The organism is Rouxiella silvae (assembly GCF_002093625.1).
Classification (GTDB): domain Bacteria; phylum Pseudomonadota; class Gammaproteobacteria; order Enterobacterales; family Enterobacteriaceae; genus Rouxiella; species Rouxiella silvae.
Map to the genome: position 1 here is coordinate 1 of NZ_MRWD01000041.1, position 25,458 is coordinate 25,458.

20 protein-coding genes are annotated in these 25,458 nt (G+C 50.4%); 14 read left to right on the forward strand and 6 right to left on the reverse strand.

The features are described from left to right. Nucleotides 1–227 precede the first annotated feature (227 nt). From BS639_RS16320 to BS639_RS16330, 3 genes are all read left to right on the forward strand, one after another. Nucleotides 228–1,598 carry an EAL domain-containing protein gene (locus BS639_RS16320; protein ID WP_072156439.1) on the forward strand — a complete coding sequence of 457 codons (1,371 nt, stop codon included), beginning with the start codon at nt 228–230 and terminating at the stop codon, nt 1,596–1,598. A 293-nt stretch (nt 1,599–1,891) separates the two neighbouring features. Beyond that, a complete protein-coding gene (locus BS639_RS16325; protein WP_055775737.1) occupies nt 1,892–3,172 on the forward strand; it encodes a dicarboxylate/amino acid:cation symporter in 1,281 nt (426 codons plus the stop codon). Nucleotides 3,173–3,581: 409 nt separating this feature from the next. Continuing rightward, nucleotides 3,582–5,120 carry a M16 family metallopeptidase gene (locus BS639_RS16330; RefSeq protein WP_055775740.1) on the forward strand — a complete coding sequence of 513 codons (1,539 nt, stop codon included), beginning with the start codon at nt 3,582–3,584 and terminating at the stop codon, nt 5,118–5,120. Between the two features lie 80 nt (nt 5,121–5,200). Here the strand turns inward: BS639_RS16330 and kdgK are convergent, their stop codons facing one another. Next, entirely contained in the window at nt 5,201–6,133 is a 933-nt protein-coding gene (kdgK, locus tag BS639_RS16335) for a 2-dehydro-3-deoxygluconokinase (RefSeq protein WP_084983639.1), read from the reverse strand. 238 nt (nt 6,134–6,371) lie between these two features. Between kdgK and BS639_RS16340 the strand changes: the two genes are divergently transcribed. Continuing rightward, on the forward strand, nt 6,372–8,435 hold the full coding sequence (locus BS639_RS16340; protein ID WP_084983640.1) for an AsmA family protein: 2,064 nt from the start codon (nt 6,372–6,374) through the stop codon (nt 8,433–8,435). A gap of 70 nt (nt 8,436–8,505) precedes the next feature. Here the strand turns inward: BS639_RS16340 and BS639_RS16345 are convergent, their stop codons facing one another. The 4 genes from BS639_RS16345 to BS639_RS16360 all read right to left on the reverse strand — a co-directional run bounded on the left by BS639_RS16345 (nt 8,506) and on the right by BS639_RS16360 (nt 13,003). Beyond that, a complete protein-coding gene (locus BS639_RS16345) occupies nt 8,506–9,264 on the reverse strand; it encodes a CDP-diacylglycerol diphosphatase (protein WP_084983641.1) in 759 nt (252 codons plus the stop codon). Between the two features lie 58 nt (nt 9,265–9,322). Beyond that, complete coding sequence (locus tag BS639_RS16350; protein WP_055775752.1) at nt 9,323–10,645, reverse strand: MFS transporter; 1,323 nt, start codon at nt 10,643–10,645, stop codon at nt 9,323–9,325. Nucleotides 10,646–10,989: 344 nt separating this feature from the next. Then, nucleotides 10,990–12,003 carry an inner membrane protein YhjD gene (yhjD, locus tag BS639_RS16355; protein WP_084983642.1) on the reverse strand — a complete coding sequence of 338 codons (1,014 nt, stop codon included), beginning with the start codon at nt 12,001–12,003 and terminating at the stop codon, nt 10,990–10,992. Between the two features lie 100 nt (nt 12,004–12,103). Beyond that, nucleotides 12,104–13,003: a LysR family transcriptional regulator gene (locus BS639_RS16360; RefSeq protein WP_173882104.1), complete on the reverse strand. Its 900-nt coding sequence runs from the start codon at nt 13,001–13,003 to the stop codon at nt 12,104–12,106. A gap of 127 nt (nt 13,004–13,130) precedes the next feature. On the opposite strand from BS639_RS16360, the gene BS639_RS16365 reads away from it, so the two are divergent. The 10 genes from BS639_RS16365 (at nt 13,131) to BS639_RS16410 (ending at nt 24,365) form a co-directional block, all read left to right on the forward strand. Then, entirely contained in the window at nt 13,131–13,889 is a 759-nt protein-coding gene (locus BS639_RS16365; RefSeq protein WP_084983644.1) for an SDR family NAD(P)-dependent oxidoreductase, read from the forward strand. 815 nt (nt 13,890–14,704) lie between these two features. Then, nucleotides 14,705–15,265, forward strand: coding sequence for a GNAT family N-acetyltransferase (locus BS639_RS16370; RefSeq protein WP_084983645.1), 561 nt, complete (start codon nt 14,705–14,707; stop codon nt 15,263–15,265). Between the two features lie 111 nt (nt 15,266–15,376). Continuing rightward, nucleotides 15,377–15,949: a cytochrome b gene (locus BS639_RS16375; protein WP_084983646.1), complete on the forward strand. Its 573-nt coding sequence runs from the start codon at nt 15,377–15,379 to the stop codon at nt 15,947–15,949. After that, the gene (locus BS639_RS16380; protein WP_084983647.1) at nt 15,946–16,509 is read left to right on the forward strand and encodes a tetratricopeptide repeat protein; all 564 of its coding nucleotides are present in this window, start codon (nt 15,946–15,948) and stop codon (nt 16,507–16,509) included. The genes BS639_RS16375 and BS639_RS16380 overlap by 4 nt, the downstream gene beginning before the upstream one ends. 48 nt (nt 16,510–16,557) lie before the next feature. After that, entirely contained in the window at nt 16,558–17,064 is a 507-nt protein-coding gene (locus tag BS639_RS16385) for an RNA polymerase sigma factor (protein WP_267463934.1), read from the forward strand. Next, entirely contained in the window at nt 17,054–17,845 is a 792-nt protein-coding gene (locus BS639_RS16390; RefSeq protein WP_084983649.1) for an anti-sigma factor family protein, read from the forward strand. Before BS639_RS16385 ends, BS639_RS16390 begins: the two co-directional genes overlap by 11 nt. A gap of 453 nt (nt 17,846–18,298) precedes the next feature. Then, nucleotides 18,299–18,871, forward strand: coding sequence for a sorbitol dehydrogenase family protein (locus BS639_RS16395; RefSeq protein ID WP_055775776.1), 573 nt, complete (start codon nt 18,299–18,301; stop codon nt 18,869–18,871). Nucleotides 18,872–19,111: 240 nt separating this feature from the next. After that, complete coding sequence (locus BS639_RS16400) at nt 19,112–20,530, forward strand: c-type cytochrome (protein ID WP_407690312.1); 1,419 nt, start codon at nt 19,112–19,114, stop codon at nt 20,528–20,530. Between the two features lie 67 nt (nt 20,531–20,597). Beyond that, on the forward strand, nt 20,598–22,229 hold the full coding sequence (locus BS639_RS16405) for a GMC family oxidoreductase (RefSeq protein WP_055775779.1): 1,632 nt from the start codon (nt 20,598–20,600) through the stop codon (nt 22,227–22,229). A 489-nt stretch (nt 22,230–22,718) separates the two neighbouring features. Beyond that, nucleotides 22,719–24,365: a malate:quinone oxidoreductase gene (locus tag BS639_RS16410; RefSeq protein ID WP_055775782.1), complete on the forward strand. Its 1,647-nt coding sequence runs from the start codon at nt 22,719–22,721 to the stop codon at nt 24,363–24,365. Nucleotides 24,366–24,456: 91 nt separating this feature from the next. Here the strand turns inward: BS639_RS16410 and panE are convergent, their stop codons facing one another. Then, nucleotides 24,457–25,377 carry a 2-dehydropantoate 2-reductase gene (gene panE, locus BS639_RS16415; RefSeq protein ID WP_055775786.1) on the reverse strand — a complete coding sequence of 307 codons (921 nt, stop codon included), beginning with the start codon at nt 25,375–25,377 and terminating at the stop codon, nt 24,457–24,459. Between the last annotated feature and the right edge of the window lie 81 nt (nt 25,378–25,458).

A 25,458-nucleotide genomic window follows, 5' to 3' on the forward strand; every position in this document is an offset into this window, starting at 1 on the left:
CTCATTACCCCACTTTCATTTAAACTGTGTTTATAACTTCTCGGCTATATAATTTACCGGCTAATCAAACCATAAAAATTATATTTTTTTATTTTTTCACACAGAATCCTCTTTTTTCCTATTTTCTGATTGTTATACGAAGCTTAAACAGGAGTACTGCACCTAGGTTCTCTAGCTGCTATCATGCGCTCGGGAAGAGCTGCCGACAGTCGGTGATGGAGGATATATTGCGGGTAAGACGTTCATTAACGATTAAACAGATGGCAGCGGTGTCCAGCGTAGCGCTGGTGACTATCTGTGTATTCATTGTTATCCAGCTGTTTCACTTCGTCGAACAGCGGAGGGATGACTATGCCCAACAGCTTGAAAATATTGCCCATTCGGTAGCCAGACCACTTTCACAGTCAGTGCTTAATGCCGATCTCGATGAGACCCAGCATATTCTGAATACGCTAAGACCGGTGGGTATTCTTAACCGCGCAGACGTAGTCTTGCCCAATCAAATTCAAACGTTGAGCACTCACTATCCTGAAGGGCGTTCGGTTCCCAGCTGGATAACCAAAGGGTTTGATCTGCCGATTAAAGTCTCGGTGCCACTTTATTCCCCTGCTGCCAATCCGACAAACGCTCAGCCACTGGCTTATTTGGTGTTGCAGGCGGATCCCTATCGCATGTACCAGTTTATTGTCAGCGCGCTCTCGACCATGCTGACGACTTACTTGCTGTTGGCGCTTATTCTCTCGATAGCCATCAGTTGGTGCATTAATCGCCTAATCATTCACCCTTTGCGATCGATTGCGCGCGAACTTCAGGCTCTGCCCGAAAGCGAAGTGCATTATCATCAATTGGCCGCACGCCCACGTCATGAAGATGATGAGCTCGGGGTGCTGATCCGCAGCTACAATCGTAATCAGCTACTGCTTGATAAAGCCTTGAAAGCGATGCAGTCAACGTCGCAACTCTCCTCCCGCCAGCAGGACAACAGCCAAACCCTGACTTTTGATTCGCGACAAGAAAATGACGTTCTCCGTGCTATAAATCAAAACGATTTCAGCCTGTTACTTCGGCCGCAAATCAATCTGCTCACCGGTGAATTAAGCGGTGCGGAAGCTTTCTTATGCCGAGAATTTGCTGGCGGCGAGGGTGTTCAGGAAAATGACGTTATCGTTACGGGCAAAGAGCTCGCTGCGGTAGCTTCGCTGAGCGAAAAATTGCTCGAGCTGTCATGCCGTACCTTAGCCGATTGGATGCGCCGTGATATTAAGCTGCCGCTGGCGATCACACTTTCTGGCGTGCAGGTCCAACGATTTCCTCTCTTGCAGTCGCTAAAAACCCTGCTGAGGCGCTACCAGATCGGCCAAGGTTATCTGATGCTGCAAATCACAGAAACGGCGCTCATAAACGACTGGGGGAGCATGGTGTCCACGCTGGGAGAATTACGCGCGCTAGGGGTTTCAATTCGACTGGTTGCTGACGGTGTTGAAGCAGAGCCACAGCGGGATTGGCTGTTGTCACAAGGGATAATTTTTGTTCAAGGTGAACTGTTTTCAGCACCATTACCAATCAGTGAGTTTGAGGTAAAATTTATCTCTACGTAATGCTGGCTTAATTCTGAGTCAGCTCCCCGCAAAGCCGCACCCACCCTAGCGAAACTTAATATTAATATTTATCTAATTTGTTAGCTGAATCCTTTCAGTTCACTTTTTGCAATAACAATGATTGCAAAGCGAAACAATTTATTTCCATCCTGTTAGCTGAGTGTTATTTTCCGGCTGTCGCTATTCGCTCGACTGCTGTATATGCAAGGCGATGTACCCTCCTCCTTTCAGTTCGCTCCGTTCCAGCGTATTGAAATCTTTGGGGATACTTTCACTACAGGATGGCCGTAAAAATGAAAAAAACGATATTTAAGAGTCTTTATTTCCAGGTGCTCACCGCCATTACCCTTGGGGTGTTGCTTGGGCATTTTTATCCCGATCTGGGGGCGCAAATGAAGCCGTTGGGAGACGGTTTCGTAAAACTGATTAAAATGATTATCGCTCCGGTGATTTTCTGTACCGTGGTGACCGGCATTGCTGGCATGGAAAGCATGAAAGCGGTCGGACGCACAGGCGCGATTGCGCTGCTCTATTTTGAAATCGTCAGTACTATTTCCCTGATCCTCGGGTTGGTTATCGTAAATATCGTCCAGCCTGGTGCGGGCATGAACGTCGATCCCGCTGCGCTGGATGCCAAAGCGGTAGCTGTTTACGCCGAACAGGCGCAGACGCAGGGGATTATTCCTTTCCTGCTTGATATTATTCCGGGCAGTGTGATTGGTGCCTTTGCCAGCGGAAATATTTTGCAGGTGCTAATGTTTGCCGTGCTGTTTGGGTTTGCACTGCATCGTTTAGGCGATAAAGGCCAACTGATTTTCAACTTTATCGACAGCTTCTCAAAAGTCATTTTCGGCATTATTAACATGATCATGCGCTTGGCACCGTTGGGTGCGTTTGGTGCTATGGCCTTCACTATCGGTAAATACGGCGTCGGATCACTGGTGCAGCTGGGTCAGTTGATTATTTGCTTCTATCTGACCTGCGTACTTTTTGTGGTCGTGGTACTGGGTCTGATTGCGCGCTTCACCGGTTTCAGTATCTTCAAGTTTGTTAACTACATTAAGGAAGAGCTGCTGATCGTCTTGGGCACGTCGTCTTCCGAGTCTGCACTGCCGCGTATGCTCGACAAAATGGAGAAGCTGGGCTGCAAGAAATCGGTGGTTGGATTGGTGATTCCAACTGGCTACTCCTTTAACCTCGACGGGACGTCTATCTATCTGACAATGGCGGCGGTGTTTATTGCTCAGGCCACTAATAGTCACATGGATATCTGGCATCAGATTACGTTGCTGGTCGTGTTGCTGCTCTCTTCTAAAGGGGCCGCAGGCGTTACCGGCAGTGGATTCATCGTGCTGGCCGCCACGCTTTCAGCGGTAGGGCATTTGCCGGTTGCCGGTCTGGCGTTAATCCTTGGTATCGACCGCTTTATGTCGGAAGCGCGCGCGCTGACCAACCTGATTGGCAATGGCGTGGCAACAGTAGTGGTTGCTAAATGGGTCGGTCAGTTAGATGAGGAGCAGCTTAATGCGACTCTTTCTGGCAAGAAGGCGATCGCTGTCGATAAGGCGGCCTGATCTTTCTTTTTAAGCCCACGTTTTAGGCAAAAAAGTGGGGTGGTTTAGTAAAAATCGCCCCTTTTGACGCTAATTTCTCTTTTAATCCACCGGTTACTTGATGTAACCGGTGGATTATATTCATAATATACCGATATTTATCTCCATACCGAATCTCGAATCCTATGTGCGTCAGTCTTTGTCAGGCCTCAGCGCCAGATTTTTTTATGGCTGCTCGTGACATATGCGAAGCTGCGCTGTCTAACACAGTGCTACACTCGCCGTTTTCGTTTTTTGCATTCGAGCTTGCCTCCTTAAATTAGGGTAAGAGCAAGATTTAATTATTGAAAATTGGATTACCCGCGGTCATTGGCGTTGCTGCACAAGCAGACTCAACCACGGCGGGTAGAGTTATTACGTAGGGGTTCACATGCAGGGCACCAGAATTCGCTTACTCGTTGGTGGGTTGTTGTTGGCCTCAGCCTGCGGCAACGTGCAAGCTGAAGCACTACAACCCGATCCGGCCTGGCAGCAGGGTAAATTGGACAACGGGTTCACCTGGCAATTGTTTACTACGCCGCAGCGTCCCAGCGATCGCATCGAACTGAGGTTAGTCGTTCGTACCGGATCATTGGCAGAAAATCCGCAGCAGCAAGGCTTTGCGCACTTCTTACCGCGCATTGCGTTAATCCGCAGTGAGGGTTTCACCACTGCACAGCTTCAGTCTTTTTGGCAGCAGGCGATTGATAATCAACGCCCGATGTCGCCGGTTGTTACCTCGTATGATTTCACCTCTTATAATTTGAGCCTGCCTAACGGCCGCCCTGACTTGATTAAGTCGGCGCTCAACTGGCTTGTGGATAGCAGCGGCAAAATGGTGATAACGCCTGAGTCGGTTCACGCTGCCTATCAGGCACCGCAGGATCCCATCGACACCGTGCCGTCCGACCCTCAGGACGTGTGGTGGCGTTATCGCATTAACGGCTCCACGCTGGTTGGCCATAGTCCTGAGCTGCTGCCGTCCAAAATGGCCAAAGCAGCAGACCTCAGCAAATTTTATCATCAGTGGTACACCCCTGACGCCATGACGCTTTACGTGGTGGGCAACGTTGACAGCCGTGGCATGGCCGAACAGATCAAAAGTGCGTTCTCCTCGCTAAAGGGAAGCCGCCAAACGCCACAAACGCTGCCAACGCTTTCTGATCTACCGGCCAAAGCGATGGCCACTTTTGACCCCACAATTAGCCAGGATCGCCTGTCGCTTGTCTGGAGCATGCCGTGGCAGCCGATTCAGGACTCTCCGGCACTTAGCGCTTATTGGCGTAGTGATTTGGCACGAGAAGCACTGTTCCTGCATTTGCAGCAGGCGCTGAAAACGCCAGCGGAAGAAAAAGAGGCCAAAGAGGGCGGTTCTGTTCAGCCAGCTCTGGGCTTTGACTGCCGCGTGCAGTATCAACACGCGCAGTGTGCTATTCGTATTGAAGCCGCACAGGAGGCAATTCAGCCCTCCCTGAAAAGATTAGCCACCGAACTGGTTAAACTGCGCGACACCGGTCTGTCACAGGCCGAGTTTGATGCGCTGATAGGCCAGAAGAAAGACCAGCTCGGGCAGCTGTTTGCGACCTATGCGCGCACCGATACCGGCGTGCTGATGAGCCAGCGTCTTCGCTCACAGCAAAATGGCGTGGTTGATATTGCACCAGAGCAGTATCAGAAACTGCGCCAGGCGTTCTTATCGACCTTGACGCTGCCTGATTTTAATCAGGAGCTGAGACAGCAGCTTTCTCACGACCCTTCTATGCTGCTGGTTCAACCCAAAGGCGAGCCGGAACTGAGTGTGAAAACGCTGCAAGACACCTATAGCGCGATTGTAGTCCCTACTGCGGCCTCGTCTTCCACCGACATGCCGACTACGGATGCACAGACCGCGACGTCTTCCGGCTCGGGTGCGGCAGGAACGGCTCAGTAATAGGGGGTAATGAGGAGCGCTGCTACGCAATCGGCTGCGCTCCTTTTACCTGAGAAACATCTGTTTCAACCCGCAATAGATCAGGATGGCATAGCTTCTAGAGGAATAATGGCACCACGATACTGAATCACCGTACTGGCGGTTAGGTGTCCACGTTTTGCCGCTTCCTCTTCGCTGGCTCCCGTTAGGCGTTTTGCCAAATACCCGGCACTAAATGAATCACCGGCCGCGGTGGTATCAATGACGCTTTCCTTTTCCAGCTTAATTGCTGGAATTTCATGCTGTTCTCCTGTTTCATTGGAAACAATACAGCTCTCGGCTCCGCGCTTAATCACCACCTCTTGCACACCCAGCGCATGGGTGCGTGAAATCACGTCCTGATAGGGCTGCTTGCCCCACAGCATGTCTTCGTCGTCCAGGGTCAAGAATGCAATATCGGTGCAGGCCAACATTGCCTGGTACGCCTGCTGCGTTTGCTCTTTGCTGTCCCAAAGGCGCGGCCGATAGTTGTTATCAAAAATAACCTTTCCACCGCGAGCGCGACACTCGCCGAGCAAAAACATCAGGCGGTCACGGTTTTCCTGACTGAGAATGGCCAAGCTTATCCCGCTCAAATAAAGATAGTCATAATCGACCAATGCCCTGCAAACGGCCTCCGAGTCCGGACTATTGAGCCAGTAGCGGGCGGCAGCGTCATTGCGCCAGTAATAGAAGGTTCTTTCTCCGCTGGCATCAGTTTCAATCACATAAAGTCCCGGCAGCTTATTGTCGAGGCGTTGAATTAAATCGGTTGCCACGCCCTCCTGCTGCCACGCGGAAAGCATGTCGCTGCTAAAGCTGTCTGTACCTAATGCAGTGACGTAATGCACTTTAAGGGCTTCATCAGCCACCTGACGGGCAATATAAACGGCAGTATTTAACGTGTCGCCACCGAAACCTCGATTTAACAGCTCACCTTTTTGCGATAATTCGATCATGCACTCGCCGATAACGGCAATTTTTTTACTGGTCATGAAGCGGGCCCATCAGTGATTTAGGAAGATGCGTCCCAGTTTCTTCGCAAGAGATGAATCAGTCAATAGTATTAAAACGGTGTTTTATTATTTTCCAAGACGCCTCGAAGTTTATAGATTCTTTTATAGGTTTTTCCACGCGTAAATGCTCTTGTTGCGGCACGCGTTGGGCAGGGCTGCATAATCTCAACTATCTTTAATGAAACTTATCAATTGATTGTCTGACAGGAACGGACCTATGACTCGCACAGGAAAAGCGCTGAGCTGGACGGCAGGTATAGTGGTCATACTGATCGTTGCCATTATTATTTTTGTGGCGTTGTTTGATTGGAATCGACTTAAGCCAACGATAAATCAGAAGGTTTCGGCCGAACTGAATCGGCCTTTTGCCATTCGCGGTGACCTGGGCGTTGACTGGTCGCGGCAAAAGGATGAAGGAGGTTGGCGCGCCTGGGTTCCGTGGCCGCACATTCACGCCGAAGACATCGTGCTCGGCAATCCTGAAAATATTCCGAGTGATGCGCCAATGGTGCACTTGCAGCGGGTCGATGCCAGCCTCGCGCCGCTTGCGCTGCTCGATAAACAGGTCTTTATTCCGCGTATCTGGTTGAAGCAGCCGGACGCCTCTCTGATTCGCCTCGCCGACGGCAAAAACAACTGGACCTTTAACCTGGCAAATAGCGACAGCAAAGACAGCAGTGAACCACCTTCTGCCTGGTCGTTTAAAATGAACGATATTGTTTTCGATCGCGGCCAAATTGACTTTAAAGACGCAACGCTGAAGGCTGATTTTCGTGCGGTCATTGACCCGCTGGGTAAACCACTGCCTTTCACTGAGGTGACGGGAAAGAAAAGTGATAAAGGCAGTAAGGATGACGATAAAAACGTGACGCCAGACTACGTATTCGGCTGGAAGGTTGATGGCAAATACAAAGGTGAATCATTAAGCGGCAGCGGTAAAATTGGCGGTATGCTTGCACTGCAAGACTCTGACGCTCTCTTCCCACTGCAGGCCGATGTGCGCTCGGGCAATACTCGTGTGCAGGTGGCCGGTACGCTAACCGATCCCATGAATTTGGGTGCTTTGGACCTGCGTCTGAAATTTTCCGGCCAGACCCTGTCGGACCTCTATGGCCTCACCGGCGTGCTATTGCCACAAACGCCGCCTTATGAGACCGACGGCCATCTTATTGCGCAACTTCATGACAAAAACGGCGCCAAATTTCAATATCAGGGCTTCAATGGTGAAATCGGCGATAGTGATATTCACGGCTCGCTTACCTATCTTGCCAGCAAGCCTCGTCCGCAGTTAAAGGGTGAACTGACCTCCAATCAGCTGAGATTCGCTGACCTTGCGCCGCTGATTGGGGCTGACTCGAATAAGGACAAAGCCAAACGCGGTGAAACGACGCGCCAACCGTCCGACAAAGTGTTGCCGGTCGAGAAATTTGATACCAAAAGCTGGCGGGTGATGGACGCCGATGTGCAGTTCAGCGCTAAACGCATTGAACACGGCAAGTCTTTGCCAATCAGCAATCTAAATACCCATCTTAAGCTGAATGACGGCAACCTGCTTCTCGATCCGCTGCGCTTTGGCGTGGCGGGCGGTAACCTGAATTCGACCGTCAGGCTCGAGGGTGATAAAACGCCGATGCAGGGGCGGGTGGATATGCACGCGCGCGGTTTACAGCTGAAAGAGTTAGTGCCGAATGTTGAGTCGATGAAGAAAAGTTTGGGTCAGCTCAACGGTGACGCCAAGCTTACCGGCACCGGTAACTCAGTGGCGGCACTGCTCGGCACCAGCAATGGCGAAATGAAACTGTTGATTAATGATGGCGTAATAAGTCGTGGCCTGATGGAAATCGCGGGGCTTAACGTCGGTAACTACGTGGTAGCCAAACTGTTCGGTGACGATGAGGTGGCAATCAACTGTGCGGCAGCCGATGTGAATATTAAAAGCGGACTCGCGCGGCCAAGCCTGCTGGTGTTTGATACCGAAAATGCGGTCATCAACGTCAGCGGCACCAGCAACTTTGCTACCGAGCGACTGGATTTATCGATTGATCCTGAAAGTAAGGGGCTGCGCGTATTGACCCTGCGCTCGCCGTTGTACGTGCGCGGCACCTTTAAAAACCCGGATGCAGGTGTGAAAGCGGGGCCACTTATCGCTCGCGGTGCGGCAGCGGTTGCACTGGGGGCTATCGTTGCCCCGGCAGCGGCACTGCTGGCACTGGTTTCCCCAAGTGACAATGAGTCAAACCAATGTGGCGCTATCTTGCAGAAAATGAAGGCCGGTAAATAGGCCTTCATTTTCTGCTAAAGGATATTGTTATGAAAAGCGTTTAGTGTTTAAAACGCTATCACTGAGTCATTCAATTCAGGACCGCACAGTCGTGGTCCTGAATTTCTTCAGTGGAGGCATTGTTGAGTTGCAACAAATTACGCTGGTTGGCCAGCAGCAGGAAATCTCCCCCTTTCAGGCTCACCATCGCCATGCCGAAATGGCCCATCTTCTCGCGCGCCTCCGGCACGCCTTCAGCCAACAGTCGAAATGCGCCTTTCTCACTCAGCTCGGCCGGTGACACTTTACGCGCCAGATAAGTATGCCCTATCAGCTTCTCTGGCAGCGTCTGCCAACGATAGCCAACTTGGCCCACTTCTTCACTGAGCTGGTTTTTTACCTGAGGCAACAGGCATGAGATGTGGATATGCAGCTGATTTTGGCTGCGGCCATATTCCGAGTTAATTGCCAGCGAGATATTGCTGTCATCAATCGGTTTGCCGTATTTATCGGCCATATAGTGCCGAGCCTGCCATGCCTGAGCAAAGAAATTTGGCGTATTGTCTTCCAGCAGTGCCGGACTTTCAATGCCGGTTATTCTGGCGGTTGGCATCAACAAAAACTGTAGCGGTCCGACCCTATCTTTGAGCACCACAAAACCCTGCTGCTCATCAACCTGCATACAGGGTGCCGGTTGGCCATTCTTTTGCTGATTGGGAACGCATTTTTGACTGACTATATTCCACAGCGCACTAGGGTTGCCGGAGCTTGGCCAAACGTAATAAGCCACGGCGGCAATAACGGCCAGAAAAATAATCAGGGGGAACAGCAGACGAGGTTTCAAGCGCATTTGAATGGCTCTTTGATAAAGCTCGGCATCGACGAGGCCGCGATGCCGAGCGAAATAATCAGAGTGACTGGTGGCGGGTTTCTTTAGTCAGCAGCAGAGCAATCAAAGTAAGCGTTGCCATTGAAGCCAGATAAACACCGACATAAAACAGCCCGTAATGGGTTGCCAGCCAGGTTGCAATATAAGGAGCAACGGAAGCGCCTAATATTGAAGACACATTATAGGAGAAAGATGCGCCGGTATAGCGAACTTCGGTCGGGAAAAGCTCCGGCAGCAGCGCGCCCATTGGGCCGAAGGTTAGCCCCATTACGCTAAAGCCGCAGATCAGGAATACCATCACTGCACTGATTGAACCGCCACTAATGACTGACGGGAAAGTCAGCGCAAACAGAATAATCAGCAGTGTAATGCAGATCATGGTTTTACGGCGGCCAAATTTGTCGGCCAACTGCCCAGCAATAGGCACCATTACACCAAAACCAATCACGCCAATCATTAGCATCAGCAGGAAGTCGTTACGAGTAATGCCCAGGCCCGCCGGCTTCGGCGTGGTGCCGTAACCGAGTGAGTAAACAGTCATGATATAAAACAGCGTGTAGGTTGCCACCATGATGAAGGTACCCAGTACGGTAGCCTTCAGGTGCTTGCTAAACAGGCGACCAATAGGCACTTTTACCTGCTTGCCCGCTTTGGCGATTTTGGCGAATACCGGCGTTTCATGCAGAGAAACGCGCACGTAAAGACCAATGAGCACCAGCACGGCAGAAAGCAGGAACGGTATGCGCCATCCCCAGTCGATGAACTGCTGTTCTGTCAGCAGCCATGAAAGCAGCAGGAACATGCCGTTGGCAAAGAAGAAGCCGATTGGCGCACCCAACTGCGGGAAAGAGCCGTAAAGCGCCCGTTTTTTCGGTGGCGCATTTTCGGTCGCCAACAGCGCCGCGCCGCCCCATTCACCCCCGAGCCCGAGGCCCTGACCAAAACGGGCCAGCGCCAATAGCAGAGGAGCGAATACGCCAATGGTGGCATAAGTCGGCAGCAGGCCAATGATTACGGTTGAGATACCCATGGTCAGTAGTGATGCAACCAGCGTGACTTTGCGGCCTACGCGGTCACCAAAGTGGCCAAATAGCGCAGAGCCAATTGGGCGTGCAATAAAGGCAATGGCAAACGTTGCTAGCGACTGAAGCGTAGCGGCAGCAGGGTCACCCTGAGGGAAGAAAATGTGCGGGAAGACAATAACTGCCGCCGTCGCATAAATATAAAAGTCAAAAAACTCGATGGCGGTACCGATCAGTGACGCGATGATAACTTTGCCGCGAGAGTTTTGGCTAACGAGTTCCGCGTCAGCCTCGAGTTCTGGAGTGATGATGGCTTGCATAAGTGTTTCTTATTTGTTTTTTATGTAAATTGGTTTGTTTAAAAAAATCATCTTAAGCACTGCCTAAAGGAGTTTCAACCGGCCAGAGGGGGCATGAAATAGGGATTTCGGCTGAAATGGGAGATTGCTCCGCAAATAGGTGGGATGGTTAGTCATAAGTTTGTCGAATGATTTATTTTCAGAGTAACATTCTGTAAATGAGTGAAAGAAAAGTGAGCGAGGTAGTGGGTTGTTCTGGGTTTGGTCGCGACTTTGTCGATATTTTAGAGCTATTAACTGGTTTTTAGCGTGATTATTAGAATTTTATGCCAGACAGTTGGCGCTGTCTGGCATGAAGGGGTTGGTTAAGGCTTGTGAGCGTGTTCCACGTCGGGCATCGGTGGGTCATCACTGTAGCGTGCTGTGGCTATCCAGGCTGCGCAAAATAGTGTGAGGCGCGCGAAGAAGTAGAAGAAAGCCATCAGGCCGATAACAGACCCGAAGGCCGCGCCTGAAGGCGAACTGGCCAGGCGAGGCAGCATCATGGTCATGATAAATTTAATCACTTCAAAGCCGATAGCGGCGATCAGCGTACCGCGCAACAGTGCCTTTTTTCTCGGCTTGTGTCGCGGCAGTATCCAAAAAATCCACAGAAATAACAGGTAATTGGCGGCTATAGAAATGATCAGCGTGATGACGGTCATCACCGGACGCAGCCACTCGATCCCGCCCAAGCCTAGGGCATCAACAATACTTTGCTGAGCAGAACCGGCGATTGAAGTCAGCGACAGCGTAATAATCAGCGCCAGCACCAGCCCGGTCAGTGAGACAAGATCGCGCAGATAGCGGGTATAAATTTTCTCCTGATCCTGAGGATTTCTCTCCCACACGTCTCTCGACTGGGCGCGGATCGCTTCACGCAGATTACCCATCCAGCTTATCCCCGAATACAGCGCGATAAGCAGTCCCGATAATCCCACCGCCGTTCTTTGCTCAATAGCCGTATTTACCGTGCTCTTGAGCGTATTGGCCAGGTTCGGGTCACTGATGCTACTGACGATTTTGTTAATAAGCTTCGCCAGCAGATCAGGATTGGAGGCCAGCACGAAGCCGACGGCGGCAAAAGAGACCATCAAAATCGGGATAAGCGACAAGAATGAGAAGTAGGTGATAGCCGCACCAAACTGGCTGCCCAACCTGTCGTTGAACCTATCGGCAGCGCGCAGCAGATGCGCCACCCAGTGCCACGCCTGCACTCGGCTAATTAGGCGTGAAAATCCCGACAAGGTAGCGTCCACCTTTTGATTACCGGTTTTGATATTGATCAGCGGCGTTTGGCTGTCTTGTGGTGTCATTTTTTCTTTTGTGGGTAATGGCATTAATCCACTTAGTCCTTAGTGTTGTTCAAGTTCCAGCATTAAGTATAGCTTTCATCTGCTTTTATGGCCCGTTAAGCGATAAATAAGCGTTATAAAAAGCTTATGCAATAAAGGCTTGCATAATTTCGCCTAGCCAATCCATAAAGATTTTTACCCGACGCGAGATAGGGTGACGGTGTGGATACACCAGCGTGACCGGCATCGGGGGTGCCTTAAACTGCGGCAAAATACTGACCAACTGCCCGTTTGCAAGATAAGGGCGAATGCCGATTATCGGTACCTGAATAATACCGAGCCCTGACAGACAGGCCACCACGTAGGTTTCAGTGCTATTCACCGTAATGGTACCGCCGCATTTAACGATTTTCAGCTCTTTGCCATCGAGATACTCAAAATCACTGCTGCGGCTGCGCAGTGCCTGATCGTAGTTCACCATGGCATGCTGCGTGAGTTGATCTGGGTGGTCTGGCGTGCCGTAACGCTGCAAATAATCCGGACTGGCGCAGTTGAGCACGTTAAGGTGCCCCAGCGGGCGTGCAATTAACCCTGAGTCTTTCAACTGGCCAACGCTTATAACGCAGTCAAATCCTTCGCGAACGATGTCCACCCGGTGGTCGGTGCTGCTCAGTTCTATTTCCAACGCCGGATAACGGTTGAGAAACTCGGCCAATCGCGGTAACACCATGTGCGTCGCCATCGTGAGTGGCATATCTACTCGTAACTTGCCGCTGACCGTGGTGGGATTGGACTGGAACATTGACTCAAGATCGTCCATGTTTGCCAACAGCTCTTTGCAGCGCTCATAGAAAATTTGTCCATCCTGCGTCAACTGCACTCGACGAGTCGAACGATGCAGCAGGCGCGCCGACATTCTGCTTTCAAGCTGTTGGATCAGGCGCGAGACACTGCCCTTAGGTAACCCCAAACTCTCCGCGGCGCGCGTAAAATTACTGAGTTCAGCTACGCGGACAAAAACCTGCATTGATTGAATTTTATCCACATCTTCCTCACTAAAATCGCTGATTGTTGTTTCTATTGAGACAGTGAAACTCATTTTAAACTATTTATCATTCTCTTCGACTCCAATAGGCTGTTTATCACACAACGTTGCAACTCTGGAGTCCTAAATGAGCAATAAAATAGCAATAGTTACCGGCGGCAGTCGTGGATTGGGTAAAAACGCAGCATTAAAGCTGGCAGAACAAGGTATTGACGTCATTTTAACTTACAACAGCCAGCGCGAAGAGGCTGAGGCAGTAGTGCGTGAAATTCAGGAAAAAGGGGCAAAAGCCGTCGCCTTGCAGCTTAACGTCGCCGAAAGTGCCACCTTCGATCATTTCGTGGCGCAAACTCAATCTCAGCTTGAGAGTGTGTGGCAGCGTAAAAACGTTGATTTTCTGGTTAACAACGCCGGGATTGGCATTAACGCTCCCTTCGCCGAGACCAGCGAAGAGCAGTTTGACCTGCTGATGAATATTCACCTCAAAGCCCCGTTTTTCCTGACCCAAAAACTGCTGCCACTCATTGCAGACGGTGGGCGTGTGCTCAACGTTTCTTCCGGGTTGACGCGTTTTTGCCTGCCGGGATACTCGGCCTACGCCACCATGAAAGGTGCAATGGAGGTGCTGACGCGCTACCAGGCCAAAGAGTTGGGCGCGCGCGGAATTTCAGTAAATATTTTGGCGCCGGGCGCGATTGAAACTGATTTTGGCGGAGGAACGGTTCGTGATAACCAGCAGGTAAATCAGTACATTGCTCAAAATACCGCCTTAGGTCGTGTTGGCATGCCGGACGACATCGGCGCAATGGTGGTCATGTTGTTGAGCGAGCAAAGCGGCTGGGTAAACGGCCAACGAATCGAGGCATCGGGCGGTATGTTCTTGTAATCAACTCTCATTAGGTGCAGGTAATAACTTCGCTGAAAGGCAGCATCACATTTTGCAAGCATTGAGGAGGAGAGTATCGTTTTGAGCCATTCAAATACCTGTGCCGAGGTACAACATAAGCCGTAGGCACCGGAGAATAAAAGAGAGTAAATAACGAAATTAACCTGATATTGATGAGTTAGCGTATTCATGGTCTCACGGACAAGATAAGGAACACTCGCGTTCAGTATTGCGATGACTATCATGAACAATGTTGCTGCTATAAAATTTTTAAAAGGCATTGGTATTGAACGATGACTATACGGTAGGCACGTATATAATCTATTGAATAATAGAGCGATAAATCTCATGTTTTGCCTTGTATGAAACTTTCAATAGAAAATACACGAGTGATTTCAGCTAAGCCTACAGGATATCCTAAAACGGCTCTTTTAATTAAGGTGTCTAGATGGGTTATGATCAATATTATAATTTTCCATATTAATTTCTTTTTTGTGGGTTTGTACTGCTAGATATTTATACCTTCGTTGCTATTAATATCCGTGATTGTTATCGCAAAAAATTTTTATCCATGTAATGAATGATGTATTGTGAATCATTAATTTAACGAATATTTAAAGAGACCAATAAGATAAATATTGAGTGCATATTCATTAGTGATTTTTTCAAATATAACGGGTCGCTTTTTTATTGTTTTTAAATACACATTCTGCGATTGTATAGCCTTGATTTCTGTTACTTCCAATTCGTCAGTTTTATAGAGTTTCTTTTTATTCTTTCTTAACCTTTTTACTCATTTTAGAAAAGGAGTTCATATGCTGACTGTTTCCACGCCGGTGCTTGAAACTGCGCGTCTGGTACTACAACCCTTGACCCCTCACGACGCGCCGGTTATTCAGCGCCTCTTTCCGCATTGGGAAATTGTGCAATATCTTGCCGCCACGGTACCCTGGCCGTTTCCAGACAACGGCGCGCATCACTATGTTAATAATGTCGCGCTGGCTTCAACGGCTGAGGGAACCGGCTGGTTCTGGACCCTTCGCCGCAAAGATGCGCCGGCAGAGCTTATCGGTGTGATTTGCCTGAGCGATACCGAAAATAACAATCGTGGTTTTTGGCTGCTACCGCCTTGGCAGGGGCAGGGTCTGATGGCCGAAGCGAGTATGGCGGTCACCGACTATTGGTTTAATACGCTAAATCGTGAAGTGCTGCGCGCGCCCAAAGCCAAGCTTAACGAAGCCTCACGACGCATTTCACGCGCCAGCGGCATGCGGCTGATAAAAACCGAAAAGAAGGCCTACGTCGGGGGCGAATTTGATTCAGAACTGTGGGAAATAACCCGCGATGAGTGGAATAATCTGCACCACAAAAAATAATTCAAAAATCCTCGAATAGAATTCGGCCCCTAGGTGTTTACTCAATATCCGTCGAACTTGAAGCAGCAACGACACATATTTTGGATATTTTAAATCACCTAGGGCACGACTATGCAAACCACACAGCTTCAACCTTCGCGAAAGCGATACGATCACCTAACCATTTTGCTGCACTGGCTAACCGCCCTGTGCGTGATTTTTCTTTTTGCCAGCGCCCATATCTGGGGAGTACTAGAGCGTGGAACGCCGCTAAGAAAAGGGCTACAGTCGGTGCACATCTCCGTGGGCATCCTGTTGGCCGTGGTGATTATCTGGCGTCTTGTCTGGCGCATGACTCACCGAACTAAACTTGATGAAATCCCTATGCCGCGCACGCTATCACTGGTGTCGAAGCTAACGCATTGGGCGCTTTATAGCCTACTGCTGACGCAGATTACCCTTGGATTTTTATTCCGCTGGGCGCAGGGCGAACCGTTCTATTTCTTCTCGATATTTCCTATTCCCGATGTTTTTGGCATCGACTCATCTTTGCGCCGCACCTTTGGCATGTTGCACAACAACGTCGCCTGGGCGCTGGTTATTCTGGCCGGTTTACACGCGCTGGCCGCATTGTTCCACCACTATGTACTGCGTGACGGTGTTTTAAGGCGGATGTTATCCACTACTGACAGGACGGCACCATGAAACTATTTACAGTAACTTATCTTTTCACCGTAAAAAAACTCACCCGACCCCTGCTGTTGCTAACCTTGGTTAGCGGGCTTTCAGGTTGGACATTAGCGGCTCATGCGATGGGCGATGATTCTAAAAAAACGCCGGACTGCCCGAAGGGTCAGGTTTATGACAGTAAAACTAAAGCCTGCATGATTGAAAAAAGCAGCATGCTTTCAGATGAAGACAGAACGCAGTATGCCTATCATCTGGCAAAGACCGGGCGCTATCAGCAGGCATTAAACCTGTTGGACACGCTGAAACAGCCTAATACTAAAGAGGCGTGGAATTATCGCGGTTATGCCACGCGAAAATTGGGGCGCACCGATGAGGGTATCGGCTATTATCAGAAATCAATTGCTCTTGACGCCAAGTACAGCCTGGTACGTGAGTATCTTGGTGAGGCCTACATGATCAAGGGCCGACCTGATTTAGCCAAGGCGCAGTTGGCGACCATAAAATCGCTGTGCGGCACCGGATGTGAAGAGTACCGGGACTTGCATGCGGCAATACAAGGGCACCCTGAATCCTGATGCAGGGTGCCTGATAACCTGAGGCAACCAGAAATTACCCCTCACGACCTGCGTAATGAGCTTAGTCTTTGTCTGGCGCGTTTATGGCGTTACGCCATGGTGTTGTCTAAAAAACGCGACGTGGCTGATGATTTGGTTCAGGCCACCTGCGTTCGCGCACTTGAGCGTGGGCAGCAGGTTGAGGCCGGTTCGCGGGTTGACCGCTGGTTTTTCTCTATTCTGCATTCGATTTGGATCAACGAAACGCGTGCTCAGCAGGTGCGCCGGGGACAGGGTTTTGTCGATATTGATGAACTTGATGCCGCACCTGATGAATTTGACAATCAGCGGCAGGCCAATCAGGTGATGCAGCGTGTCAATCAACTCCCCGAGGCGCAAAGGAATGCGGTGTTTTTAGTTTATGTCGAAGGTTTTACCTATCTGGAGGCGGCGCAAACTCTCAATGTGCCTATTGGAACTATCATGAGTCGGCTGGCAAGCGCCCGGCAGACACTGGCAAAAGGCGCAGCCGAGCCGAGGGCTCTGTCTCAACGGGGAGAAAATCATGACCGATAATATTTCATCATCTCCGGTTGCCGACACCCTGCTGGTGGCATATCTCGATAACGAACTCAGCGCTGAGCAGCAACATGCGTTCGAAAGGCGTTTGCAGCAGGACCCGCAGTTGGCAAGCCGACTGGCTTATCTTCAGCAAAGCCAGTTTGATTTTGCGGCGGCCTTTGAGCCCCTGCTTGAGCAGGCACCGTTGGCTGAACTGCAGGCGGCGTTAGATAAACAGACAGAAAAATCCCTGCCGCATCAAAGCAATAATAGCGTGAGTCGCCGCAGTTTACTGGCAGCGGCGGTGAGCTTTTTGGTTATAGGCACGGGCGTCGGACGCTATGTTCTGGCTCCAGCGTCAGACAAACAGGACAACAATTGGCGCAGCCTGGTTGCCCAATACATGTCGCTTTACAGCGCTGATACGCTGGCCGACATTCCTGATTCTCCGCTGCAACAGCAGGTTGAGCTAGACCGCGTAGCCAAAGCAGTCGGGATCGGATTAACTCCGCAGCAGCTGCAACTTAAGGGTGCGCAGCTTAAGAACGCGCGCATTCTTCGCTATGACGAATACAACATCGCACAAATCTCTTGGCTGGACGAAAAGTACGGGCCGCTGGCGCTGTGTATAACGCGCAGCGATCATTCAAAAAATATTCAGCAGACGGCGGAAGTTCGTCGAGGAATGAATGTTGTCTATTGGCGTCGGCAGGGTTTTAATTTCATGTTGATCGGTCATGCGCCCGCTGCTGATATTCAGCAGCAGGGAATACATCTGTTGAAAACTATTTCCTAATGCCACTATCACCACACTACACCAATGTTATGCCAAATCACGCGCCTTGAGGATCGTAATTTTAAAATTATTGAGCGGATCCTTTTATCAAAACAATATTTTAAAAAAACGATTTAGCCATCGTTTTTCTGTGTAACAATATTGTTATTCTCTTGTTTAAGAAAATGTGCGTACTTAGTTACGTATTTCGATACATTTGTTACATTTAAGACGCAAAAACCCCCTCCTAAATCGTGACGCTCGCGCTAAATAACCCTATTATTAGTCCGATTTGATAAATTTCTCGCAATTTTCACCATGTCATGGATGTTTTTTGTCTTTGCCGCCATTTATAGCTGAACCGGTTTTTTAATTTAGTTAGCTAGCGCGGGTGAGCGAAAAGTAGGCAGTGAGGTGGCGGTGTGTAGAAAACCCCCTTTTTTAAGATCAAGCAATGTGTCAGTAAGAGGCATTATGAAAGACAACAATAATTCAGAAGAAAAATCTGAACTCAGCACGAGTGGCCGATTTCGCCGAAATTTGCTTTCGCGTTCAGGCTCTTTAATTGCCGGATTTGCCTTGGTTTCCGGTGGATTAACCGCCGTTCCCGCTTTGGCGAGCACGGAAAATAATGACGCCTCAGATTTCACCGCATTTATTCGTTTATCACGGTTACTCACCGGACATAATAGTTTGGATATCCAGCTCGGTGAGCGTTTATATTCCGCCATGTGTCAGCAAAATGCCCAGTTTGCCGGGTGGGTTAAACAGTTGTCTGATTACGTTCAGCAGAACAATATTCCCGACGTTGAAACACTGGACGAAAAATTAAAACAGCATCCTCTGCATGAGCCGATGATGGCGATCGTCAAAGCGTGGTACAGCGGCGTTATTGAACCTGGCTATCACGCCACGGTTTATGGCTATCAACAGGCGTTGATGTACCAGATCCCTCGTGACGGCATGGTCATTCCGACCTACGCACATAATGGCCCTGATTATTGGGTGGCAAATCCGCCTCCGGTTGATCGACTGCTGACTTTTTAATCGATAGCTCGTTACCGTTGCGAGCTGGGGTTCCGGCCTTAATTCACCGGAAAGCGCGGTCGACTTAACAACGTTTTCACGTCTGAAAGGTTTTTCCTTAAGGAATAACCCTGCGGTTTTTTACGCCCTAAATTCAGCACGTAGTCATTAATATTGAGAAGAATGGAGAGCACGTTTTTGCCAATAAATCACTCTTTACCCGGTTTTGTGCCGTTCAGGCGCGCCTTCTATTATGCAGGCATCGCGGCGTCGGTTTTACTCAGCGGCACGGCGGCGAAGGCAGCAGAAAGTTTGCCGCTGGCGGCTCCCAGTGACCACCAAACTGGCGTTGACCTGATTGCTCGCGGAAAATATTTGGCGATAGCCTCAGACTGCGCCGCCTGTCACACCGATCCTGATTCCAAAAAGGTGTTTGCCGGTGGCTACGCGATCCACTCGCCGATGGGGATTATTTACTCCTCCAATATCACACCCTCTAAACAGTTCGGTATTGGCAACTACACGGAAGAGCAGTTTTCTCGCGCAGTGCGTGACGGCGTTCGCGGTGACGGTAGCTATCTCTATCCTGCGATGCCTTATCCGTCCTATGCGGGGCTGACCGACGCAGACATTCATGCGCTTTATGCCTACTTTATGCATGAAGTTAAACCGGTTGACGAACAGCCGCAGCAGACCGCGCTCAATTTCCCGTTCAACATGCGTTTCTCAATGGCTGGCTGGAATTTACTGTTTTTGCACAACAAGCCGTTCAAACCCCAGGAAGACCACGATGCGACCTGGAATCGCGGTAAATATCTGGTCGATACCGTCGAGCACTGCAGCGAATGTCATACGCCGCGTAATGCATTGATGGCGTTGCAGGGCGGTGATGCATTGTACAGCGGCGCAATGTTGGGCAGCTGGCATGCGCCAAATCTGACCAGTGATCCGGTGAGTGGCTTGGGTAGCTGGAGCGACAAAGACTTGGCGCAGTATCTGCAAAGCGGTCATGTCGACGGCAAAGCACAGGCAGCAGGCCCGATGGCTGAGGCAGTCACTAACAGCCTGCAATATCTGCATGATGATGATATTAAAGCGATTATTGCTTATCTTCGTACTCTGCCACCGGTGCGTGACCCGTCGCAAACCAAAGCCGCGGCCGATTTTGGAACCGTTTCCAATACAGATACTGCCACCCGTGGCATTCACCCGATTTCGAAATTCCTTTCTGCCGATGCCTCGGGGCAGACGCTGTATGACGCGGCGTGTTCGAGCTGTCACCAGCCTGACGGCAAAGGAACGCAGGACGGTTTCTACCCTTCATTGGTGCATAACACCACGCTGGGTGGCAGTTCGCCGGACAATCTGGTGTCGGCGATTCTGTTCGGCGTCCAACGCACGGTGAACGGTAAATCAGTGCTAATGCCCGCGTTTGGGCCCTATTCGGACGTGCAGGCGTTGACCGATAAACAGGTCGCGACCTTGAGTAATTACCTGCTCAAGCAGTATGGCAACCCACAGCTTTCGGTAACGGAAGAAGACGTGAAAACGATACGTCAGGGTGGAGCGACGCCGCTCATCGCCAAAATTGCGGCGCCTGCTTCCCTTGGCGCTGGCCTGATTGTGCTGATTCTCGTGGTGCTGTTAGTGGTATGGCGTTTGCGCCGTAAACGCCGTTAAGCCCTGCTCCGAACGGGTTTATCTCCTGCGCCCAGTAAGGTGCGGGCTGAAATTTTAGAGGTTATGAATGTCTAACGAATTGAGTGCAGATGTCGTCATCATTGGCGGCGGGATATGCGGCGGTTTTGTTGCCCAAGAATTGGCGCAAACTGGACTGTCAGTGCTGGTGCTGGAAGCCGGTCCGCGCTGGGAACGTGCACAGGTGGTTGAAAACTGGCGTAACATGCCGCCTATCAACAAGTCTGAGTCAGACTATGCCACGCCGTATCCTTCATCTCCGTGGGCGGTCCATCCGCAGTTGCATCCTTATAATGAATATCCGCAGGTAGACGGTCCCGATGCATCGGCCTATCGGCAGGGTGTGGTTCGCGGAGTCGGCGGAACCACCTGGCACTGGGCGGCCTCGACCTGGCGTTTTCTGCCGCACGACCTTCAGCTTTACTCTACCTACGGCGTGGGTCGTGACTGGGCAGTAACTTATGACGAGCTGGAAGATTATTATTACCGTGCCGAAGTCGAAATGGGGGTTAACGGGCCAAACGATGACACTTTGAAATTCGTGGCACCGCGTAAAAAACCTTTCCCTATGGAGCCGATGCCTTACGGACCCGCGGATCGCCGATTTACCGAGGTGGTTGCCCAGGCCGGTTATGAAAACACGCCAGTTCCTCAGGCACGAAACAGCCGCCCTTACAACGGACGACCTCAGTGCTGCGGTAACAATAACTGTATGCCAATCTGCCCGATTGGTGCGATGTTTAACGGTATCCACAGCATTGTTAAAGCCGAAAAGTTTGGCGCGAAAGTCATCCCCAACGCCGTGGTCTACAGCATGGAAACCAATGCCGCCAACGAAATTGTGGCGGTAAACTTTTATGATCCGGATAAGCGCTCAACCCGCGTCACCGGTAAGACATTTGTGCTGGCAGGCAACGGCATCGAGTCACCGAAACTGCTGCTGCTGGCCGCCAACGACCGTAATCCGAACGGGATTGCCAACAGTTCAGGCCACGTTGGACGCAATATGATGGACCACCCAGGCATCCTGATGAGCTTCCAGGCGGCGGAACCTATCTGGACCGGCGGCGGGTCGGTGCAGATGAGTTCAATCACTAATTTCCGCGACGGCGATTTCCGACGTGACCATTCTGCCATTCAAATCGGCATGAATAACACCTCGCAAAATCACAAGGCGGGCGTTAAGGCATTGCAAATGGGACTGGTGGGTAAAAAGCTGGATGAAGAGATCCGCCGTCGAGCAGCCTGCGGCATGGACATTTATGTTAACCACGACATTCTGGCCAATCCCGACAACCGTCTGCGCCTCAGCAGCACCAAAAAGGATGGGTTAGGCATCCCATACCCGCACATTACCTATGACGTGGGTGACTACGTGCGGCGCGCGGAAGCCAGCTCGCGGCAGCATTTACAGCAGATTGCGGAGCTGTTCGGCGCGACAGAAATTGAGTCTACGCCTTACTTCAACCCGAATAACCATATTATGGGCGGCACTATCATGGGCCATGATCCGAAGGATTCGGTCGTCGATGGCTGGATGCGTACCCACGACCATCGCAACCTGTTTATTGCTTCGGGCGGAGCGATGGCGTCAGCAGGAACGGTCAATTCCACACTGAGCATGGTGGCGTTGTCGCTGCGCGCTGTAGATGCTATCAAGAAAGATATGCTTCACGGCTAATGCCGTTCTCTGCCGTCATATTTTTGTAAACCAGCCTGCGGGCTGGTTTTTTGTCGAAAATGTGGCCTCTGTAGTTCGACTGAGAGAGCTTAATCATTCTGTGCGGTTTTTAAGCACCCAGGTTTCTCTATAATTTCCGCTAATCATATTGTATGTACTCCCATCGCCTGTTTTATTTCATCTTTCAATTCAACTTATTGCGAATTTTTGTACTGTTTTAAGCAAAGGATTGCGTGAATAACTGGTTAATTTTTTCTCATAACTATGCCATTATCATAATATTTGAATTATTAAATTTATTATCGCGCAAGTGACAATAATGTTATGTTAGTTACGTAAATTGGTATTTTTTGTTAAAAATAACCACTAGGTTAGTGTGGAAAACGTAGGCCGCTTTTGATTACTCCCCGTAATGAGAGACTAAGCCGCCTTGGTCACAAGGAATGTTGGGTTTTTCACCTGCTTTAGCTAAAAAGTGAGAAGTTAACCATGAAAAATCGACTATCCAGTGCTCTAGGCATCGGCCTTATGGCGCTGTCTAAACACGCGACAGCGGCGGAAAATAAAATCGTTGATGTTGTCCTGATCGGTGGCGGAATTATGAGCGCCACCTTAGGCACTTACCTCCAGGAACTGGAGCCTGACTGGTCGATTAATATGTATGAGCGACTGGATAGCGTGGCTGACGAAAGTTCTAACGGATGGAACAACGCCGGTACCGGCCACTCTGCTCTAGCAGAAATGAACTATACCCCGCAAAAAGCCGACGGCTCGGTGGATATTTCCAAAGCGGTAGAGATTAACGAAGCTTTCCAAGTCTCTCGCCAATTTTGGTCGTATCAGGTTGAGAAAAAGGTGCTCGGCGAACCGCGTTCATTCATCACCAGCGTGCCGCATATGAGCTTTGTCTGGGGTGAGAAAAACGTAGAATTCCTGCGCAAACGCCACGCAGCGCTGCAAAACAGCACACTGTTCCGCGGCATGGAATTCTCGGAAGACCGCACGCAGATTGAAAAATGGATCCCGCTGGTGCTCGAAGGCCGCAAGCCGGGTGAAAAGGTGGCTGCCACCCGTATCGACAGCGGTACTGACGTTAATTTCGGGGCAATCACGCATCAGCTGGTTGAATCACTGCGCAAAAAAACAAACTTCAGCCTGAATCTGGGCCACGAAGTTAAAAATATAAAACGCAATGCCGACCAAACCTGGACTGTGACCTTTGCTAAAACCAAAGGTGGCCGCGAAACCAGCGTAACGACTCGCTTTATCTTTATTGGTGCCGGTGGCGCGTCGCTGACACTGTTGCAGAAATCAGGCATTCCTGAGGCTTCACGCTACGGCGGCTTCCCGGTCGGCGGCGAGTTCCTGGTAACCGATAATCCTGACATCGTTAAACGTCATCAGGCCAAGGTTTACGGTAAAGCCTCCGTTGGCGCGCCGCCGATGTCGGTTCCGCACCTTGATACACGCGTGCTGGATGGCAAAAAAGTGCTGTTGTTCGGGCCTTTCGCGACATTTTCCAGCAAGTTCTTGAAAAATGGCTCGCTGTGGGACCTGTTTGGCACCGTTAATCTGCATAACATTTTCCCGATGGTCCGCGTTGGGCTTGATAACTTTGACCTAGTGAAGTACCTGATTAATCAGGTGATGCTCAGTGAAGATCAGCGTTTAAGCGCGCTGAAAGAGTATTTCCCGGATGCGCAAAAGCAGGACTGGCGTTTGGTTGTTGCCGGTCAGCGCGTGCAGATTATTGAAAAAGAAGGCAAAAAGGGCGGTGTCCTGCGTTTGGGCACTGAAGTGGTCACCTCACAGGATGGCTCGATTGCTGCACTGTTGGGGGCATCTCCGGGCGCTTCTACCGCGGCGCCAATCATGTTGCAGCTGATGGAGCGGGTATTTAAAGACAAAATTGCTTCGCCTGAATGGCAGAGTAAACTGAAAGAAATGATCCCGTCTTATGGTCAGGAAATGAATGGCAATGTGGAGCTTTCAGAAAGAGAAATGAACCGCACTAGCCGTATTCTACAGCTTGAAGACGCCCATGCTGACGTTACGCCAGCGAAACCTGCGGCCGTAGTTCAGCCAGTGGTTCAGGTTCAGGAAGAAGAAGCCCTGCAGGAAGAGTTGACCTCGTAATTTATAAAATCACGTCCCCCGCAGTAAAAGCGGGGGACGTCGATACTCTCCAATTCCCCCGCCTTAATCCTACCAAAAATGGGTGACGCGACTATTTCTTGATACTTTCCTGATAGACCGACATATGGCTGTAGGCGGCATTGACCCGCGGCGTGGTTAATCCCGCTTTTAACGCGATCTCGACCAGATCGCCGAGGATCTGATCGGCTTCAACCGGCAGACCTTGGATCATATCGCGATACATTGAAGACGTTTGCTCAGACTCCTTTCTGGTTAACTCTTTCAGCGTCTGGGCCGTGGCGTGGGCTCTTTCCTGATAACCTCCCGCGATCACAATGGAGAGAACCTCTTCAATGAAACCGGTGGCAAACTTCTCACCGCCCGCCGCTCGTGCCACCTGACCTATATTGCCGCGCATCAGGCAGGTAATTCCGCCAAGACTTGATAAAAATAGCCATTTTTCCCACATTTCGCTGACGATCGCCTCAGAAAGGCGCGCATTAAACCCAGCGTTTTGCAATACGTCGTCGAGTTTGGCGACTCTCTCACTACGTTGGCCGTCAACCTCGCCATAGACAAACTCATGCATTTGCGTCATCTGATGCACCTGTCCCTGCTTATCAAGCGTGGCGTGGATTCGGCAAAGTCCTCCCAGTGCCCTATGTTTTCCGAAACGCTTCTGAATGATTTCCATATGACGCATGCCGTTCAAGACGGGCACAATCATCGTCTGCTCGCCAACGGCGGGTGCAAACTCTTCTAATACCGCGTCGAGTGAGAAGCCCTTTACCGTCAAAATAATAACGTCGAAAGTCTCTTTGAGCTCCGAGGCCAGCAACAGCTTGGGTTGCACGGAAAAGCTGCCGTCAGGCGTCTGGATATGCAGGCCAGACTTTTGCAGTGATTCTGCACGCCTTTCGCGCACCAAAAAAGTCACGTCTCTGCCCGCCTGTGCAAGGCGTCCGCCATAATATCCACCGGTTGCTCCGGCCCCGACTACCAGAATGCGCATGCTGCTTTCCTTTTAAGTTATTAAAACCGCCCATGAAGCGGTGATTAAAAAATGTCAATTTATCAACATAGGTCGGCAAGC

Coding starts and splice junctions, on each gene's coding strand:
- BS639_RS16395 (WP_055775776.1), top strand. CDS start 18,299: ATGAAAGACAACAATAATTCAGAAGAAAAATCTGAACTCAGCACGAGT.
- BS639_RS16390 (WP_084983649.1), top strand. CDS start 17,054: ATGACCGATAATATTTCATCATCTCCGGTTGCCGACACCCTGCTGGTG.
- kdgK (WP_084983639.1), bottom strand. CDS start 6,133: ATGACCAGTAAAAAAATTGCCGTTATCGGCGAGTGCATGATCGAATTA.
- BS639_RS16325 (WP_055775737.1), top strand. CDS start 1,892: ATGAAAAAAACGATATTTAAGAGTCTTTATTTCCAGGTGCTCACCGCC.
- BS639_RS16370 (WP_084983645.1), top strand. CDS start 14,705: ATGCTGACTGTTTCCACGCCGGTGCTTGAAACTGCGCGTCTGGTACTA.
- BS639_RS16365 (WP_084983644.1), top strand. CDS start 13,131: ATGAGCAATAAAATAGCAATAGTTACCGGCGGCAGTCGTGGATTGGGT.
- panE (WP_055775786.1), bottom strand. CDS start 25,377: ATGCGCATTCTGGTAGTCGGGGCCGGAGCAACCGGTGGATATTATGGC.
- yhjD (WP_084983642.1), bottom strand. CDS start 12,003: ATGCCATTACCCACAAAAGAAAAAATGACACCACAAGACAGCCAAACG.
- BS639_RS16375 (WP_084983646.1), top strand. CDS start 15,377: ATGCAAACCACACAGCTTCAACCTTCGCGAAAGCGATACGATCACCTA.
- BS639_RS16330 (WP_055775740.1), top strand. CDS start 3,582: ATGCAGGGCACCAGAATTCGCTTACTCGTTGGTGGGTTGTTGTTGGCC.
- BS639_RS16345 (WP_084983641.1), bottom strand. CDS start 9,264: ATGCGCTTGAAACCTCGTCTGCTGTTCCCCCTGATTATTTTTCTGGCC.
- BS639_RS16350 (WP_055775752.1), bottom strand. CDS start 10,645: ATGCAAGCCATCATCACTCCAGAACTCGAGGCTGACGCGGAACTCGTT.
- BS639_RS16405 (WP_055775779.1), top strand. CDS start 20,598: ATGTCTAACGAATTGAGTGCAGATGTCGTCATCATTGGCGGCGGGATA.
- BS639_RS16410 (WP_055775782.1), top strand. CDS start 22,719: ATGAAAAATCGACTATCCAGTGCTCTAGGCATCGGCCTTATGGCGCTG.
- BS639_RS16380 (WP_084983647.1), top strand. CDS start 15,946: ATGAAACTATTTACAGTAACTTATCTTTTCACCGTAAAAAAACTCACC.
- BS639_RS16340 (WP_084983640.1), top strand. CDS start 6,372: ATGACTCGCACAGGAAAAGCGCTGAGCTGGACGGCAGGTATAGTGGTC.